The organism is Ruminiclostridium hungatei (genome assembly GCF_002051585.1).
Lineage (GTDB): Bacteria > Bacillota > Clostridia > Acetivibrionales > DSM-1351 > Ruminiclostridium > Ruminiclostridium hungatei.
Genome location: NZ_MZGX01000015.1, coordinates 97011 through 113755, shown reverse-complemented (window position 1 = coordinate 113755; position 16745 = coordinate 97011). Strand labels below are relative to the sequence as shown.

Below are 16745 nucleotides of genomic sequence, written 5' to 3'. Positions count from 1 at the left end.
AAAATGAAAATAAATATCTCACCGCTGTTTCTATGCCATACAGGTAAGAAAATCTGTTCCATAATTAAAGAATAACTTAAGAATATCCTTTAAATATCCTTAAGTTATCCGGGTTTGTATTAATTTAAGCTTGAATTATCTGGCATACAACGGGTACTTATCACATAGCACCTGCACCCTTGAGCGAATACTGTCTTGAGAGTTGTCAAAATCAGTAATTGTCATGTGGATAAGCTCTGCAATTTCCTTCATGTCCTCCTCATTCATGCCTCTGGCTGTGACAGCCGGAGTTCCAAGCCTGATACCACTTGTGATGAACGGGCTCTGAGTGTCAAAAGGAATTCCGTTTTTGTTGCAGGTGATACAAACTTCATCCAGCTTATGCTGAGCCTCTTTTCCTGTTATATTCATGTTTGTGAGGTTAACAAGCATCAAGTGATTGTCCGTACCGTCTGAAACAAGCTTGAAACCTTTGCCTATAAGTGCTTCTGATAAAGCCTTGGCATTCTTTACTATATTTTTCTGGTATACTTTGAAATCCTCTGAAAGAACTTCCTTGAAGCTTACGGCCTTTGCAGCTATAACATGCATCAGCGGACCGCCCTGGTTGCCCGGGAATACGGCGCTGTCAATCTTCTTGGCATATTCCTGCCTGCAGAGAATCATACCGCCTCTTGGTCCTCTGAGGGTCTTATGTGTAGTAGTTGTTACTATATCAGCATACGGTACAGGGCTGGGGTGAACACCAGCAGCGACAAGACCGGCTATATGGGCCATGTCTACCATTAACAAGGCTCCAACTTCATCCGCTATCTCTCTGAAGGCCTTAAAATCCAAAATTCTTGGATATGCACTTGCGCCCGCAACAATAATCTTTGGTGTATTGGCTTTGGCAATGCTTCTCAGTTCTTCGTAATCAATATAGCAATTGTCTTCTCTTACGCCGTAGGGTACTACCTTGTAATATTTTCCGGATATATTAACCGGGCTGCCATGGCTTAAATGTCCTCCATGCGCCAGGTTCATTCCCAATATGGTATCTCCCGGATTCAGAAAAGCAAAATACACCGCTGAGTTCGCCTGTGCGCCTGAGTGCGGCTGTACATTGGCATGTTCCGCACCAAAAATTTCCTTGGCTCTGTCTATGGCCAGTTGTTCAATTATGTCAACATGCTCGCAGCCTCCGTAATATCTTTTGCCGGGATAGCCTTCAGCATATTTGTTTGTCAAGGGTGTTCCAAGTGCTTCCATTACCGCATCACTTACAAAGTTTTCAGAGGCTATCAGCTCAATTTTGTTTCTCTGCCTGCCCACTTCCAGCTCTATGGCCTCAGCCACCTGAGGATCAATCTTTTTTACTGTATCAATATTGTACAAAATCTTCCTCCGCTCCTGTCAAATCTATATTGACAAATTAGTTATTTATTCCATAAAGTCTTTGAGGTAAACATATTTGTTTTCCCTGGGAAGACTCCCTAATAAAATTATAATAAAATTCACTGAGGTATGTCAATTGAATATACATTAAATGTGCAAAAGTTTTAAAAAACTACATAAATATGCAAAACAGAATACCCGTTGTTGCCCTGAGTATTCTGTATGACTCAAATCACCCTATATAGTTCGTCCGCACCGGGCGGCAGGATTTCAGCAGCAATACCCCCGGTTTCACTTGCCAGTATTCTTTCTTTTTTGTCCGCTGTTATCAGGCCTATAACCGTTGCCCTGATATTATTCTTTTCCAGCAGGCTGCACAGCTCCTCCCCCTTTTCACAGGTTATCAGCATACAGCCGGAGGATATCAGTTTGAGTGCATCCAGGCCCAGAGCATCACATATTGCTGCAGTTACATCCTCAACGGGAATCTTGTCCTTATTAATCACTATTCCGGTTTCAGAAGCCTCTGCCATCTCCCAGGCCGCTCCCAAAACACCGCCTTCTGTTATGTCATGCATGGCAGAAGCACCAAACTCTCCGGCTATCACACCTTCACGCACAACGCTTATAGAGTTGAGCAAATCTCCCGCTTTTTTCAACTGAGCCTTTGTCAGTTTGCCTGACAGCTTATGCTCAAAATCCCTTGCAATAATGGCCGTTCCTTCAAGTCCCGCGCTCTTGGTCATTATGACACTGTCTCCCGGTCTGGCGCCTCTGGTGGAAATAACCCTGTTCCTGAGAGCCTTGCCGATACAGGTAGTGGAAATGACTATTTTGTTTACCGCCGCTGTTACCTCAGTATGTCCTCCAATAATTTCAACATTTAACTCGGCCGCCGTCACAGACATTTGCTCCATTACCTTGCCCAACTCGTCTTCAGTTGTGCCCACAGGACATAAAACAGTAACCATAAGTCCTAAAGGTTCTACTCCGCAGGATGCAATGTCATTGCAGGAAATATGGACAGCCAGTTGTCCCACATCCTTTGCAGCTCCTGTAATCGGGTCGGTAGAAAGTACACAGGCGTAGCTGTCAAAGTCTATTGCAGCACAATCTTCTCCAATTCCGGGCCTGAGTATAATATCTTTTCTGAATCTATTTATTTTACTAAGAACAATTTTATCTAGAATTTCATTGGGTACTTTGCCAGCCTCCATTATTGAAACATGTCTCCTTTAAGCATTTGCCTCAGCAAGCTGGTCTTTGGCCAACTGGTACTGATCACGTGCCATATCTATTAATTTTGGATTTCTTCTTGCTTCTGCAGACGAAACTATTCTGCTGAACCACTGAATAGCGTCCTCCAGCTTTCCAACCCTTCTGAACAATTCAGCTATTATGTACATACAGGTAAATTCGTCAAGCTTGTCCAAAGGAAATCTTTCCTTCAGGTACGCTTCATTATATGAATTCAGAGCAAAGTTCAGGAATTCCGTCTCCCTTTTTATATCGTTCTTATCTCTGTAAAGCCAGGCAATCCTGAGGCAAACCTTGGCAACCTCGCTGGCTTTGGCATTTCTGACCTTCAGTGTGAGCAGCGCCAGCTTAAAGGCCTCAATGGCCTTATCAACTTCTCTTTCGCCTTTGAAGCTTCTCACTACCCAATTTTGTGAAATATTACTCTTTATTGCTGCAATATCTCTTGTGAAAATTCCCTCGAACTTGTCCTGTAAAGCCGCATACCCACAATTTTCACAGACCCAGACATCATAAAACAGTACGTTCAAATCCTCGTAATGCACGCACATATCCGTATCTCTTGATTTCACCTTGCAGCCTTTTGTTTTTACCTTGGTTACTTCTATTTCTCTGTTGCAGACAGGACACATCACCTTTTTGTTATAAAGTAAATCATTCATGACCCATACCCCTGATAGTTTAGTATATTTATCAATCCTTATCAATATAGTATTAGCATTAGTTACTCCTTAGGGAATCAAATGTTTTTCTATTGACAGCAAGCTGTCCCCGTACAGGCTTATATATATCCTCGCTTATTATTTCGCTGTTTGTCAAGGCACCCTGTACGTTGTAGCTGTCTCTATATAATATAACTTTTAAACCCTTTCTCTCTTTAACTCTTATCCGTACCTGCTGGTCAGCCAGGCTGCTGTCAACAACATATTCCGGTTCCGGAGGAGCATATTCCTCCATGACCACAGGCCTTAATACGGTATTTACGGTTTCGCCGGCTCTTTTTCTGCCGATTATTTTCACCGTAACGGTACCATCTTTCACTTCTGATACGATACAAATAGTATAATCCCTATTGTTCTTGAATTTCAAGTCTATATAACCTTCTGATATCGTAGCATCCTGTCCCGGGGGAACATACCCCAGTGGAATTGAATGATGTACCCTTTTGGTAACCTCCAAACATGACAATAAAACCGCATTATACAAGGTAGTGGCTACCTGGCATACGCCTCCTCCCGTTCCTGCAACAAACTGGCTCCTCATAATTATGGGCGCCTGCATATAGCCGTTGGAAGATGTTCTGGGCCCAAGCGCGCAATCCATGGAAAACTCTTCTCCCGGAAGCAGAAGATAATTGTTGATTCTATTGCCTGCCAGTTCAATGTTATGGGCCCTGCTGTAATTATTTGAGTTGAACCTGGTGGTAAAAACACTCAGGACATCTTTCAACTCCTTTACATCCCCCACCGCAATCATTGGCCTGATTACCTCTACATCCAGGCATATATCACTAAAATCTCTGTTTAGCAGCTTTGCTTCTATAAGCCTTGTGTTTGTTTCAATGTCCATTTTTGTGCCATTTATATCTTTGGTATATACTATTTTACCATAATTATATTCATATGTGGAGTTGGAACCTGAAAAATCAATCTGCTTTTTGATCTTTGACAGGATACTATAAAGCCTGGCCTTATCATACTGAGCGGTCACAACAAAGTTTACGGGTTTTTCGGCCAGACTCCTGATTGTACTGATACGGTGCACCCAGTTGCCGGTTCTCCCCAGCCTGTATGCATTATCTATGGAGCTTTGGAAATCGAATCTGAAATTAATACTGTCCAGGGATAAAGTCCATCTGCTGTTATCAGAAATCAGCTCCACCGAAGATTGCCTGTAATTATTTTTAAAGTCTGCCTCAAGCTTTTCAAAGGCTCCGGCTTTTGTCAGGCCTGCAACATTGACACCATCTATATACACACCTTCATAAAAATATTCATAGGATAGCTTTCTGCATGCGGCTGAATAATATACAATGGCTGACGCCATTGTAATTATCAATATTGCGGAAATAAAGAGTCTTGCTTTCTTCCTGCAATTATTTACGCCGCCAATTATATTTTTTTTGTTTATTCTCATAAATACCAGCTACTTTCCAATATTCAGGCAGATGGAAATAATTATAATTACATCATTATGTAATTATGTCCTTATGTAAAAACCTAAACTGTGGAAACCTTTAAAATAGATGCTTGAAAGCACATATTCGCCTTGAAGACGAAGGTTTCAACCATTATTGACTTTATGAAATAAAGTGATTATAAGTTTATTCCATATCAAGCACGCCTTTACTATAATATTATTTATTTGTCAGGAATATTTCTAATCTTGAAAGTTCAAAATAGAAAGGCCGCAGCAGAAAATACCAATGATTTTCCTGCTGCGGCCTTTAACCCGCTAAGACGTCTATATTTTTATAATATTTCTAATATTTCTACCGAATATCTTCCGCTTATAGCATTTACCTCAACTACAGCTCCCGCTTTTTTACCATTTAGAGCCTTTCCCAAATCAGATTCTATACTTATTCGCATTCGGGCAGGATCACTATCCATGGTAGTCACCAAAGTCAGGACATCCTCGTCTTCGTCCTCAACAAATCTTATTCTGGCCCTGCTGTTAATTCCCAATACAGACTTATCTTCACTGCTGGCATCTACTACCGTAGCGGTAGAAATAATCGTCAACAACTGCTGAATCCGGTTGTCATTTGCAGTGTATCTTTCACATGCCTCCTTGTACTCTGCGTTCTCAGACCTGTCACCATGCTCTGCAGCTATGAGTTTTTCCCGGGCAATTTCCGCTCTTTTTACAGTCATTCTATATTCCAATTCTTCCTGTAATTTTTTTATATTTTCTTCCGTCAGTGTGTGACTCATTTAATACCTCCAAAATATTGTCATTACCGCACTCGAACTTGTCTTTATAAAATTAATGCATCTGCCATTATGGTTTTAAAACAATTACTTCTGTTTCTGCAACCGCCTTTTCAATCAATGGTTCAAAATCAACAGCTTCTTCCGACTGCATTATTTTTTCCAGCTTTGGCTTTGTCTGAGGATGCTTTGCCACAAAAACTGTACAACAATCCTCATAAGGCAATATGGAAGTCTCAAAAGTATCAATTTTTCTTGCCATATCAACAACTTCAACTTTATCCATTCCAATCAGCGGCCGGAATACAGGCATATCAACCGCTGCATCGGTACAATAAAGGCTTTGCATGGTCTGACTTGCAACCTGCCCCATGCTTTCTCCGGTAATCAGTGCCATTGAACCATTTTTGCGTGCAATGATTTCAGCAATTCTCATCATAATACGTCTCATAATTATGGTAAGCTGCTCCTCCGGACAATTATCATTTATGGCAAGCTGTATTTCTGTAAAGGGAACCACATGCAGCCTGAACTTGCCGCAATACTGGGACAGAATTTGAGCAAGGTCCACTACTTTTTGCTTGGCCCTTTCGCTGGTATAAGGATAACTGTAAAAATGAACAGCTTCTATTTCCACTCCGCGTTTTCCCATCATCCAACCTGCCACAGGGCTGTCAATACCTCCGGATAGCAGTAAAAGAGCTTTTCCGTTTGATCCCAGGGGCATTCCTCCATGGGCCTTTATAATTTCAGAATATACATATGAACTTTCCCTTACTTCAAGGTATATTACAAAATCCGGATTTCTGACATCAACAGTCAAGCCCTGTAAATTCTCAAGTATATGTCCTCCAACGTCGGCACTTATCTCAGGTGACTGCATGGGAAATCTTTTATTACCCCTTTTGGTCTCAAGCTTGAAAGTCTTATAACCAAACTGCTCAACCAGTTCGGAAGCCAGCCTTAATGCTGTTGATTTAATCTTGTCATAGTCGGTATCTATTTTCCAGACCGGGCTCACTGAAACAACTCCGAATATTTTAGTGACCTTGTCAATCACATAATCAAAATCATATTCATCGATCTGAGGTTCTATATAGATTCTTCCCTGGGACTTGAAAATCCTCACATCGCCTGATTTTAAAATTGCACTTTTAATATTTCCAATAAGCTTATCTTCAAAAACCGGTCTATTTAAACCCTTAAGTATAATCTCACCATAACGCACCAAAATGATTTTTTTCATTTAAACCTCCATAGCCGACAATGGCATTTTATGTAATATCTACCAGACTTTCCCTCTGCGCTTTATACTAATGACCGGAATAATTTCCTTTAAGGCGCGTATTGTTTCATCTATTTCTTCGTAACTGTTGGACGCCGACAAGCTGAAACGGATTGCACCATCAATAGCCTTCGGTGTCACCCCCATTGCTTTGAGTACATGACTTATGCTGCTTTTATGAGAAGAGCAGGCTGAACCTGTAGAAACAAATATATTCCTTTGTTCCAGATGATGCAGTAATACTTCTGCTTTCAGCTCCGGGAAGGATACATTTATAATGTAAGGCAGGGTTTCATCTGATGAATTTATGGCGGCGGCAGCAATGTTCGCCCTTATGCCGTCAACCAGCCTCTGTCGTAATGCGCTGACCTTCTTATAACTTTCATCCATGTTTTTTGAAGCAATTTCTGCTGCAAGACCGAACCCGCAAATGCCGGGAACATTTTCAGTCCCTGACCTGAGAGCAGTTTCCTGTCCGCCTCCCAGCAAAATTGGCTTGACTCTGACGCCCTTTTTTATATAAAGCGCTCCAATTCCCTTTGGCCCATGTATTTTATGTGAGCTTACCGACATAAGGTCGATATTCATGTAAGAGGGTACAATATCCGTTTTTCCAAAGGCTTGTACTGCATCGATATGAAGTATTCCGGAGGGGCACAACTCTTTTCTGATTTTGGCAATCTCAGTTATCGGCTGATTTGAACCTACTTCATTGTTTGTGTACATGAAGCTGAGCAGGGCAGTTTCCTTATCGGCTGCTTTCCTCAGCATATCAAGCTTTATTATTCCTTTTGAATCAACAGGAATAAAATCTACACGATAGCCTTCCAACGATAGCTGCTTGAATACCTCAAGTACCGACGGGTGCTCTATCTCACTGGTAATTATATGTTTACCGGCTCTGGGATTTGCACGCAAATAGCCCAGAATAGCCATATTATTTGATTCTGTTCCCCCTGACGTAAAGAAAATCTCCTTGGCATCTGCCTTTAAAATACTTGCAATTTGGGTTCTGGCCTTCTTCAAAAGCTTCTCCGCTTCAATACCTTTAGTGTGAAGAGAAGATGGATTTCCGTAAAAATCCCTGTTTACCTCCGCCAAATACTGAACAACTTCATCATAAGGCCTGGTAGTAGCACTGTTGTCCAGATATATCTCATTACTCATTTAAAAAAACCTCTTATTTATCTGATTTATTTTCTTTTTGCTTTAATTCCTGTTCAGCCTGTCTATCTAAAAGCTTCTTTTCCATCTTTTTTAATTGCTTATCGGTTACATGCTGTCTGATAAAATCCTCAACCGTTACACTTCTATATTCTTCAGAATCATCTATGCAGCGTCCGCAGTCATCACAGTGCTTTCCAGGTTCAAGGTCGCACATGTCGCATTCACCGCAGTCAATACACTCTCTTTCGTAAAGTACGCATATTTCAGCCATATTTATCTCCCATCAATCTTTCAAGTAACATTAAACCAAGTTCTGAAATTCCAACCTGCCAATGCACTCCGGCAAATAATCCATTTGCTTATCAGCAAGCTGATTAAAGCCATCAAAGCCTTCCTATTGACTTTAGTATACCATATATTATTGCCTGTGGCCTAGGGGGACAACCAGGTATATAAACATCCACCGGTAAAATACTGTCAATTCCATTCTTACCTGCATAGCTGTCCTTGAAAATACCTCCGCTGCAGGCGCATGCACCAACCGCCACCACCAGCTTTGGTGAAGGCACCGCATTATAGGTTTTTATAAGAGCTTCCTCCATATTTCTGGTAACACACCCTGTAACCAGAAGCATATCCGCATGCCTTGGAGAGGCCACAAAATGAATGCCGAAGCGCTCTATATCGTTATAGGGGCTGCCAAGTGCATTTATTTCATAATCGCAGCCATTGCAGGAGCCTGCATCAACTTCTCTGATGTGAAGGCTTTTGCCAAATGTGGAATAGACCTTTTCCTTAAGCTGTTTGCCAATAAGCTCGTATTCAAGCCCCCCCGCCTCATTGTCCTGAACATATACCGGAGAGGCACGCAGCGCCTCTCTGTTCTTTTGTGCTAACTCAAACCTGCTTGTAAGGGAAACCGCACCTTGGGAACAATTCTCTTCACAAAAGCGGCAAAATATACATTCATCTAAATTTACCGCCGGAGTTTTGGCTTTTTCCGAAGGATTGTCAGCAAATACAATTGCTCCTGTGGGGCAGGTGTTCAAGCACCTCATACATCTCTTGCATTTTTTCAAGTCAAATTCGGGAGCACCTGTAATAAATGAGCTCTTTATAGGTTTCTTGGGGTAATCAACCGTAACGGTACCGTGTTGTAACATTTTTTTTATTATGTTATTCATAAATATCTCCCATCTCAAGCAAAACATATAGGTCATTTAAACAAGGTGTATTTCTATAAATCATTGCCGGCATAAGACAAATTAAAGCTTTTGTTAATTAAAGGAAAATCCGTCAAGGTATTGGATTTTACTGCATGACATAGTGCAGGCCAGTTACAGAAAGAGGGAGTCCGGACCTTGTAGCGTAAAATTGTATTGTTTTCACCAGTCATTACAAAATGAACATTTTCCCCCCTGGGTGACTCAGTCATTCCAAAAGCAAAAGCGTTTGGAATGAGTTCCTCAATCTCAATATGCACAGGTCCTTCGGCAGGCATCTTTTCAAGAGCTTGCCTTATTAAGGATATTGATTCTGATATCTCCTCAACCTTCACATTCATCCTGCAATTGACATCACAGTTGAAATGCTCGGGAATATTGAATTTTAATTTGCCGTATGCGGCGTAAGGGAATTCCTTTCTTACGTCGGTTTTTATCCCGCTGGCTCTGCCTCCGGGACCGACTGCATTCAGGTCGGCAGCAATCTCCCTGCTTAAAATTCCCGTATGTTCCACTCTATCAATAAACATACCATTGTTTTTAATAATATTAACCGAATCCTTAAATTCCTTTTCAAGCTTATCCATACATTCAACGATAATTTTTTCATTGTCACGAATAAAATCACGCCTCAGGCCTCCAGGCTTGTTTGTATTTCTCAAAAATCTGCTTCCGGTCAATTGCTCACACAAAATAAGTATCCAGCGTCGCATCATTGCGAATTGACCCGCAGGGAATACATAGGCAGTGTCCACGCACAAGCCGGAAATATCGCCAAGGTGAGCACATATTCTTTCCAGTTCTGAAAATATAACTCTTGTGTATAATGCTCTTTCCGAAAGATACGTAATACCTCCAAGCTTTTCCACCGCCTGGCAGTATGCCAGAGAGTTGGTGTAGGTCTCATCTCCGGATATGCGCTCGGAAAGCAGCAATACCCTCATAAAGTTTTGGTTTTCGGCAAGCTTTTCCAGTCCTCTGTGAACATAATACAGCTTTGCCTCAAGGTTTATTATAGGCTCACCGGCTACACTGAATCTGAAATGCCCCGGTTCAATAATTCCTGCATGCACAGGCCCAACCGGCACTTCAAATACACCTGTTCCTGAGATGCTCACAAATTCCTGTTCTCTCCTTTCAAAATCAAGTCTGGTATTCACTTTGAAAGCTTTTCTCAACGGATACACCTTCAAAGGGAAATTCCCATGATGGACCAATTCTCTGGAGTCAGGAATATCTAAAAAACTGATACCGTACATATCCTGAACCTCCCTCTCATATAGAGCTGCTGAAGGAATTTCGCCGGAAATTGATTCAAGCTGCAGGATATCATCCTTTGGAACTTGTGTGAACAGAGTAATAAGAGTATTTGATGATCTTACGGAAAATGTGTAATAAATGATTATTTTTTCAGAATGGGATTGAGATAAATCGTTTCCAAATAAATCAATCAGGACACAATCAATATTGCTGTAAATATTCAGACAGGCCGGCTTTATATTCCCGGGCAAAATCTCAGTATATATTTCATTTTCATTCAGCAGCTTGCTATCCAGCAATACATTGGATAAAAGTCTGTTTATAGTTTCAAAAATAGCCTCCGAAACCATTTACTTCCCCCCTATTCCCAAAATAATATTGGTAGCATTATCCATCAGGGCTTTAATTGGTTCCGGAATATATACCCCCAACATAATTGTTATACACAGCAAAATAATAAGTACAAAAGGACCTGTTTTATCCAGTTCCCCCGTCTGAAGCTCAGTCATGTTATTGCTGCCGTAAAACATCTTTCCCATTTGCTTTACAAAACCCCCAAATACAGCAGCCAAAAATATCAGCAGCAGTGCCGCCGTCAAATAATTTCTTGAAAATAAAGCTGCTGCAACAGTATTGAATTCACTCATAAACACCCCGAAAGGAGGCATGCCTGTTATGGCAAAAGACCCAAGCAAAAAAGCAATACCGGTTACAGGCATGGTTTTTACAAGTCCTTTAACTCCGGATATTTTCTTTGTATGATACTTAAGATATACATTTCCTGTAGAAATAAAAAGCATGGATTTTGTCATGGCATGATTAAAAGTATGATAAAGTGCAGCAAAAATACTTACAGGAGTACAAATACCCAAACCAATAGCAATAATTCCCATATGCTCAATACTTGAATATGCCAGTATCCTCTTATAGTCCTGCTGTACAAGTACAAATACAGCCGCCGTACCAATTGACAGCAACCCCAGCAGAAGCAGGAGATTTCCTGTGTACTTGCTGCTGTGCAGGCTTTTATTCACAATTGACATTACCCTTATAATCCCGTACATGGCTGTATTAAGCAATACCCCCGACAGCAGGGAGCTCACGGGAGACGGCGCCTGGCTATGGGCATCCGGCAGCCAGGTATGCATCGGTGAAAATCCCACCTTTGTACCAAAGCCTATCAATATAAATATAAAGGAAATTTTAAGAATGCTGGAATCCAGTGCTGAAGCATTCTCAAGCAGGTAGTTCCAGCTTAACCCAAGCAGCTTGTTGCTGCCAAGCCCAATGGTTGAAGAATAGTAAAGCAAAATAATGCCCAGCAATGCAAATGCAATTCCCACTGAACAGATTATGAGGTATTTCCATGCTGCCTCAATTGAACTCTTGTTGTTGTAGAAACCCACCAGAAAGGCAGAGGCAAGAGTAGTGGCCTCTATTGCGATCCACATGACACCCATATTCTGGGTTGTCAGAGCTAGAACCATTGAAAATACAAACGCATTTGAAAGACTGTAGTACAGCTTAAGCTTGCTGAGAGTAATGACCTTTTTTCTGAGTTCTTCCCCAAAGTAACTGATGGAATACATTGATACCAGAAAAAAAGCCAACGCCGTAATAAACAATATGTAAGCACTCAATGAATCAATATAAAATATGTCTTTAAAAAAACCCCTTGTCACTATGTTCTTTGACCGGCCAACTTCAGCCAGCGCAAGTACGGAAGTTATCAGAAGCGCCGCTGCTCCGGCAAGGTTGGTAAAATGTATAACCGTCTTATTTTTATTTGTCCATACTAAACCGGCTATTATTGCCGGTATAGCCAAGAATGCTGAATTCATTTCATCCTCCTGGATAATTGATTATCCTTTTAAGTTTTTGAGCTTGTTTATATCTATTGATTCAAAAGTACTATTTATTTTGAATACGAATATACCCATAATTATAAAGGCTGTCAGAAGATCGAAGAAAAGTCCAAGTTCAACAATCATGGGCATTCCTTCAGTTGTCAGCATTGCGGCAAGAAACATTCCGTTTTCAATCACCAGAAAGCCTATGATTTGTCCAATAGCCTTTTTTCTGCTTATCATAAAAAACAATCCAAGTAATACTACAGAAAAAGAGTATATCAAATAGTTTTTTGTATCCAGGTCGGTAATTCCGTCTATATTGTAAATAACGTACCAGCTTAAAACCACCAATCCGCAGCAAATAATCATCGACATGGGAATATTTATAAAGAAGTCTTTCTCAACCTTGTATTCCACTCTTTCCGCAGTACTCTTCATATACCTCGGAATAACCACAACCTTAAAAACAACTATGAGCATGAACATTATGAGAACTTCATCAAAGGCTTTTGTCACAATCATAGCCCTCACTGATACCAGCAGTGATATCCCGGCAAGTAAAGCCGACTGAAATCTGAAGGTAGAAATATATGAATTCTGGCGTTTGTTGGCAATGAGTGAAAACGCTGATATTAGCATTAATATGGATAATAGGTTTAACATATTATGATACATAAGAAAACTCCTTATTAATATTTAAATTAATAAAACTATGCAAAAGCTATCTGAGAATAAATCCTGTAAAAAAGCCAAGTATTGATATAACAAGGGCTATAACCGCAAAATTTGGTATGCTGTATAGCCTGAATTTTACCGTGTTCAGTTCTACAAGTCCCACAAGTACTGTAATAACCAGCAGCTTTAAAAGATAGATGCCAAAGCCCAGTATAAAATTTGAATTGTCAAAACCTGCCGGTATAAGTATATTTGCCATTATGGTCATGAAAACCAATTGTTTAATGTAAGTTCCCAACTCAATAAAAGCCAGATGCCTTCCCGAATATTCAAGTATCATTGCCTCATGAACCATGGTCAGCTCAAGATGGGTAGCAGGATCATCCACCGGAATTCTTGAGGTTTCTGCAATCAATATAAGCAGCGTACTGGCAAACAGCAGTATATTCATTGGTGTGAATGCCGTACCGGTATTAACCGCCATATATTTGTAAATATCCGCAATATTTGTTGAAGCTATTTCAGTTCTGGCACTGATGGTTATAATGACTATAAATAAAGCAGGTTCTACAAGAGCTGACACCAGCATTTCCCTGCTGCTTCCCATTCCACCGAAGGTACTTCCCGTGTCAAGAGCAGCCAGCGCCATAAATATGCGCCCTCCAACAAACAGGTATACCACAACCAGCAGATCAGTGTAAAATGAAAACCCTGTAAGCCCGTAAACCACAGGTAGGCAGCACATAGCAGCCAGAGCAGTAATAAAATAAACATACGGGGCCAAATTATAAATCCACGATGCCGTACCTGATACAACCAGATCCTTCTTAAACAGCTTTGTCAAATCAAAATACGGCTGAAATACAGATGCACCAACTCTATGCTGGACCTTGGCCTTCATCTTTCTTATTACCCCTGTAAAAAGCGGTGCAATAAGCAAGGTTATCATTATTTGAATTATAAGTTTCAAAATTGACTCAATCATTTTATATCCCCTGAATTATAATCTGACAAAAAATTATGGTAATGCCGGTAGCCTGGCCAATTTCCATTGCAGTCTGCCGCCCTGTCATGCGGCAAAACTGTAATACAACAGCATCAACACCAGCGCGCAGAAAAAATACATTAAATAAACATGTATACTACCTGTTTGTATCTTATATCTTGTTTTCCTGGAAAAATTCAGAATTGCCAGAATCACAGGCTTATACAAGTATTTTTCTATGACCTTCTCCGTTGAGAGTACATAATTTCCTTTTTTCATAAAATAAGGACCGGAACCTTCTGTTACAACCAAATCACGGTTTGGCTTGAAAAGACCCCTGAAAACTATTCTTACAGACTTTGAAAAACCAATTGCAGAATACTGCATTTTGGGAGTCAACTTTGTAAAGCCGCAATCCCAGGTATTGTATTTCTGAACAGTGGTCCGTTTTCTCAGCATTAATACCACAGCCAGTACTATTAAAGCCAGTACTGCTATCAAACCCGCAATCTGACCTGTTGAAACACTCAGTTCTCCATTTCCCAGAGGGTAGTGCATAAAATCCGATAGTGACCAGTCATAGGCTAGCAGCTTGATATTTATTAATTCTACAGAAACATTGTCAATCAGTTTAATAACAGATTTCAGACAGATACCTGCCACCATGCACAGCAATGCCGAAATTGCCATAGCTGCCAGCATAGGTTTCTCTGGCTCTTTCGCGTTTTCAGCTTCAGGACTTCTGGGCATGCCCAAAAAAGATATTCCAAAAAGTTTTACATAGCTGAAGGCAACAAGTGCACCTGTAATAGCCAGACATGCCGCCACGATAACAAATAGGATTATTATTGGAAACTGTCTGGAAGGAACAAACCAGACTATACTGTTTATAATGGACTGAAAAACTATATACTCACTGGCAAAACCATTAAACGGAGGTACGGCAGCTATGGCCAGACAGCCCACAAAAACAAAAGCGGCTGCATATGGCATCTTTTTAATCAGTCCACCCAGCTTCTCCATATTTCTGGTACCGGTAATGTATTGTATTGCTCCTGCGCCCATAAATAACAAAGACTTGAACAGAGCATGATTTAACGTATGCAGCAAAACTGCCGTCAAAGCAAGGGAAAGCAGAAATGAATTGCCCGAAGCTCTGGCTATAAGCATTACGCCCATACCACAAAAAATTATTCCCATATTTTCTATGCTTGAATAAGAAAGCAACCTTTTGATATTTATGGTTGACGCCACAGAATAAGCAATCCCAAATACTGCAGACACAGTTCCGATAATCAGTGTTAATACTCCCCACCACATAGCATTTTCAGGCAATACGAAATAAATAATCCTGAGCATCCCGTAAATTGACAGCTTTTTCATAACTGCGGACATTATGGCGGCTACATTGCCGGGAGCCTCCGTATAAGCATATGGAAGCCATATATGCATTGGTATGATGCCCGCCTTTGTACCAAAGCCTAACAGCAGAAACACATATATTAAGTCCGCATACCCCTTTGGTATGAGCTCTGACGAAAGTGCAGAAAGTTCAAAGCTTTTTGTGAAATAAGCCATTAGCAGGAATGCAGCCGTTATAAAAGCTGTACCTGTATATGTCATAATAATGTAGGTCCTGCCGGCCTTCTGAACCTCATCCTTTTCATGTTCGTATATTACAAGGAAATATGAAAGCAGCGACATCAATTCCCAGAGTACAAGAAAAAGCAGCATATTATTGCTTGACGCCAGAAGCACCATTGATAAAATAAAAAGATTATATAGAGCACCGAAGATACCTACATTTTTTTTGAAGAAGAAGCGCTTCATATAAGTAAATGAATAAATGGAAACTATTAAAGAAACAACTCCGGTTATCAGAAGAAAGAAAGCGGAAAGATTATCAATTTTAAAATTAAAATTCAGAAAAGGAATATTGTTTTGGAAATCAAATGTTATATTATAACTCTTCAGAAAAAGCAGCTTAATAATTACAGATATACCAAGTAAACTTCCTGCCAGGAATGAAAATATGTTTGATAAAAAATTAGAGACCTTTGGTTTTGAATATGTAGCCAGCGCTGAAATTGCTCCTGTCAAATATAAAATAATACACACTATAAAGCTTATAGTCAAATAATCTGCCGACATAAACCAAATACCTCCAGGAAAATCAAGTGAAGCTTGATAAATACAGCATCTATGATACTACCGCAATATGCAATTGTCAAATAAAAGGGTCGAATAAAATAATATTGTCAAAAATTACAGGCTTCACTCTTCCACAGGTATCAATAAAGTGGTATCTGCCATAAGCAAAGATGAATCCATATTATTTATCTTCCTTACATTATAGATATATTCCCTGATATCATGGCGATCATCACAATACTCCCGGGCAATGGACCACAAGGAATCGCCGGAACGAACTGTCACTTTCTGATAGCTGGGCTCGGCATACCCTGAAACACTGGCCGTATAAACAATAATAAATGCTATCAGAGATACAGAAAATAAAAAAGTGAAAAATCTTGCTCTATTTTTCAGTGCATATTTTTTCTTTTTGGTAAATATGTTCATAATATACCTCCCGAACATTTGTTCTCTACATATATAATACCGAACAGATGTTCCCATTGTCAATATGGTTTTAAAATATTTTCGAACATTAGTTTGATTTTTGTAATCGTGTATGCTATACTTACGTTGAAAACTACATAAATCAGGAGGTTT

15 protein-coding genes are annotated in these 16745 nt (G+C 40.2%); all 15 read right to left on the bottom strand.

Features of this window, described 5'->3' with window-relative positions; all coding sequences use genetic code 11:
* Positions 1–135: 135 nt before the first annotated feature.
* The gene (locus tag CLHUN_RS12225; RefSeq protein WP_080064876.1) at positions 136–1377 is read right to left on the bottom strand and encodes a serine hydroxymethyltransferase; all 1242 of its coding nucleotides are present in this window, start codon (positions 1375–1377) and stop codon (positions 136–138) included.
* 227 nt (positions 1378–1604) lie between these two features.
* The gene (locus CLHUN_RS12220) at positions 1605–2594 is read right to left on the bottom strand and encodes an AIR synthase family protein (RefSeq protein WP_080064875.1); all 990 of its coding nucleotides are present in this window, start codon (positions 2592–2594) and stop codon (positions 1605–1607) included.
* A gap of 18 nt (positions 2595–2612) precedes the next feature.
* On the bottom strand, positions 2613–3296 hold the full coding sequence (locus CLHUN_RS12215) for a DUF2225 domain-containing protein (protein WP_080064874.1): 684 nt from the start codon (positions 3294–3296) through the stop codon (positions 2613–2615).
* A 58-nt stretch (positions 3297–3354) separates the two neighbouring features.
* Positions 3355–4770 carry a VanW family protein gene (locus CLHUN_RS12210; protein WP_080064873.1) on the bottom strand — a complete coding sequence of 472 codons (1416 nt, stop codon included), beginning with the start codon at positions 4768–4770 and terminating at the stop codon, positions 3355–3357.
* A gap of 335 nt (positions 4771–5105) precedes the next feature.
* A complete protein-coding gene (locus CLHUN_RS12205; RefSeq protein ID WP_080064872.1) occupies positions 5106–5570 on the bottom strand; it encodes a GreA/GreB family elongation factor in 465 nt (154 codons plus the stop codon).
* Between the two features lie 67 nt (positions 5571–5637).
* A complete protein-coding gene (gene thiI, locus CLHUN_RS12200; RefSeq protein WP_080064871.1) occupies positions 5638–6813 on the bottom strand; it encodes a tRNA uracil 4-sulfurtransferase ThiI in 1176 nt (391 codons plus the stop codon).
* Positions 6814–6852: 39 nt separating this feature from the next.
* Entirely contained in the window at positions 6853–8019 is a 1167-nt protein-coding gene (locus CLHUN_RS12195; protein ID WP_080064870.1) for a cysteine desulfurase family protein, read from the bottom strand.
* Between the two features lie 13 nt (positions 8020–8032).
* Positions 8033–8290 carry a hypothetical protein gene (locus tag CLHUN_RS12190; RefSeq protein WP_080064869.1) on the bottom strand — a complete coding sequence of 86 codons (258 nt, stop codon included), beginning with the start codon at positions 8288–8290 and terminating at the stop codon, positions 8033–8035.
* 112 nt (positions 8291–8402) lie between these two features.
* Positions 8403–9203, bottom strand: coding sequence for an NADH-quinone oxidoreductase subunit B family protein (locus CLHUN_RS12185; protein WP_080064868.1), 801 nt, complete (start codon positions 9201–9203; stop codon positions 8403–8405).
* Between the two features lie 53 nt (positions 9204–9256).
* Positions 9257–10852: a hydrogenase large subunit gene (locus CLHUN_RS12180; RefSeq protein ID WP_080064867.1), complete on the bottom strand. Its 1596-nt coding sequence runs from the start codon at positions 10850–10852 to the stop codon at positions 9257–9259.
* On the bottom strand, positions 10853–12343 hold the full coding sequence (locus tag CLHUN_RS12175; protein ID WP_080064866.1) for a hydrogenase 4 subunit F: 1491 nt from the start codon (positions 12341–12343) through the stop codon (positions 10853–10855).
* A gap of 21 nt (positions 12344–12364) precedes the next feature.
* Positions 12365–13027 carry a hydrogenase gene (locus CLHUN_RS12170; RefSeq protein ID WP_080064865.1) on the bottom strand — a complete coding sequence of 221 codons (663 nt, stop codon included), beginning with the start codon at positions 13025–13027 and terminating at the stop codon, positions 12365–12367.
* Between the two features lie 46 nt (positions 13028–13073).
* On the bottom strand, positions 13074–14012 hold the full coding sequence (locus tag CLHUN_RS12165) for a respiratory chain complex I subunit 1 family protein (RefSeq protein WP_080064864.1): 939 nt from the start codon (positions 14010–14012) through the stop codon (positions 13074–13076).
* Between the two features lie 84 nt (positions 14013–14096).
* Complete coding sequence (locus tag CLHUN_RS12160; RefSeq protein ID WP_080064863.1) at positions 14097–16163, bottom strand: proton-conducting transporter transmembrane domain-containing protein; 2067 nt, start codon at positions 16161–16163, stop codon at positions 14097–14099.
* Between the two features lie 123 nt (positions 16164–16286).
* On the bottom strand, positions 16287–16592 hold the full coding sequence (yneA, locus tag CLHUN_RS12155) for a cell division suppressor protein YneA (RefSeq protein ID WP_080064862.1): 306 nt from the start codon (positions 16590–16592) through the stop codon (positions 16287–16289).
* Positions 16593–16745 lie beyond the last annotated feature (153 nt).

Coding starts and splice junctions, on each gene's coding strand:
- CLHUN_RS12220 (WP_080064875.1), bottom strand. CDS start 2,594: ATGGAGGCTGGCAAAGTACCCAATGAAATTCTAGATAAAATTGTTCTT.
- CLHUN_RS12215 (WP_080064874.1), bottom strand. CDS start 3,296: ATGAATGATTTACTTTATAACAAAAAGGTGATGTGTCCTGTCTGCAAC.
- CLHUN_RS12210 (WP_080064873.1), bottom strand. CDS start 4,770: ATGAGAATAAACAAAAAAAATATAATTGGCGGCGTAAATAATTGCAGG.
- CLHUN_RS12205 (WP_080064872.1), bottom strand. CDS start 5,570: ATGAGTCACACACTGACGGAAGAAAATATAAAAAAATTACAGGAAGAA.
- thiI (WP_080064871.1), bottom strand. CDS start 6,813: ATGAAAAAAATCATTTTGGTGCGTTATGGTGAGATTATACTTAAGGGT.
- CLHUN_RS12195 (WP_080064870.1), bottom strand. CDS start 8,019: ATGAGTAATGAGATATATCTGGACAACAGTGCTACTACCAGGCCTTAT.
- CLHUN_RS12190 (WP_080064869.1), bottom strand. CDS start 8,290: ATGGCTGAAATATGCGTACTTTACGAAAGAGAGTGTATTGACTGCGGT.
- CLHUN_RS12185 (WP_080064868.1), bottom strand. CDS start 9,203: ATGAATAACATAATAAAAAAAATGTTACAACACGGTACCGTTACGGTT.
- CLHUN_RS12180 (WP_080064867.1), bottom strand. CDS start 10,852: ATGGTTTCGGAGGCTATTTTTGAAACTATAAACAGACTTTTATCCAAT.
- CLHUN_RS12175 (WP_080064866.1), bottom strand. CDS start 12,343: ATGAATTCAGCATTCTTGGCTATACCGGCAATAATAGCCGGTTTAGTA.
- CLHUN_RS12170 (WP_080064865.1), bottom strand. CDS start 13,027: ATGTATCATAATATGTTAAACCTATTATCCATATTAATGCTAATATCA.
- CLHUN_RS12165 (WP_080064864.1), bottom strand. CDS start 14,012: ATGATTGAGTCAATTTTGAAACTTATAATTCAAATAATGATAACCTTG.
- CLHUN_RS12160 (WP_080064863.1), bottom strand. CDS start 16,163: ATGTCGGCAGATTATTTGACTATAAGCTTTATAGTGTGTATTATTTTA.
- yneA (WP_080064862.1), bottom strand. CDS start 16,592: ATGAACATATTTACCAAAAAGAAAAAATATGCACTGAAAAATAGAGCA.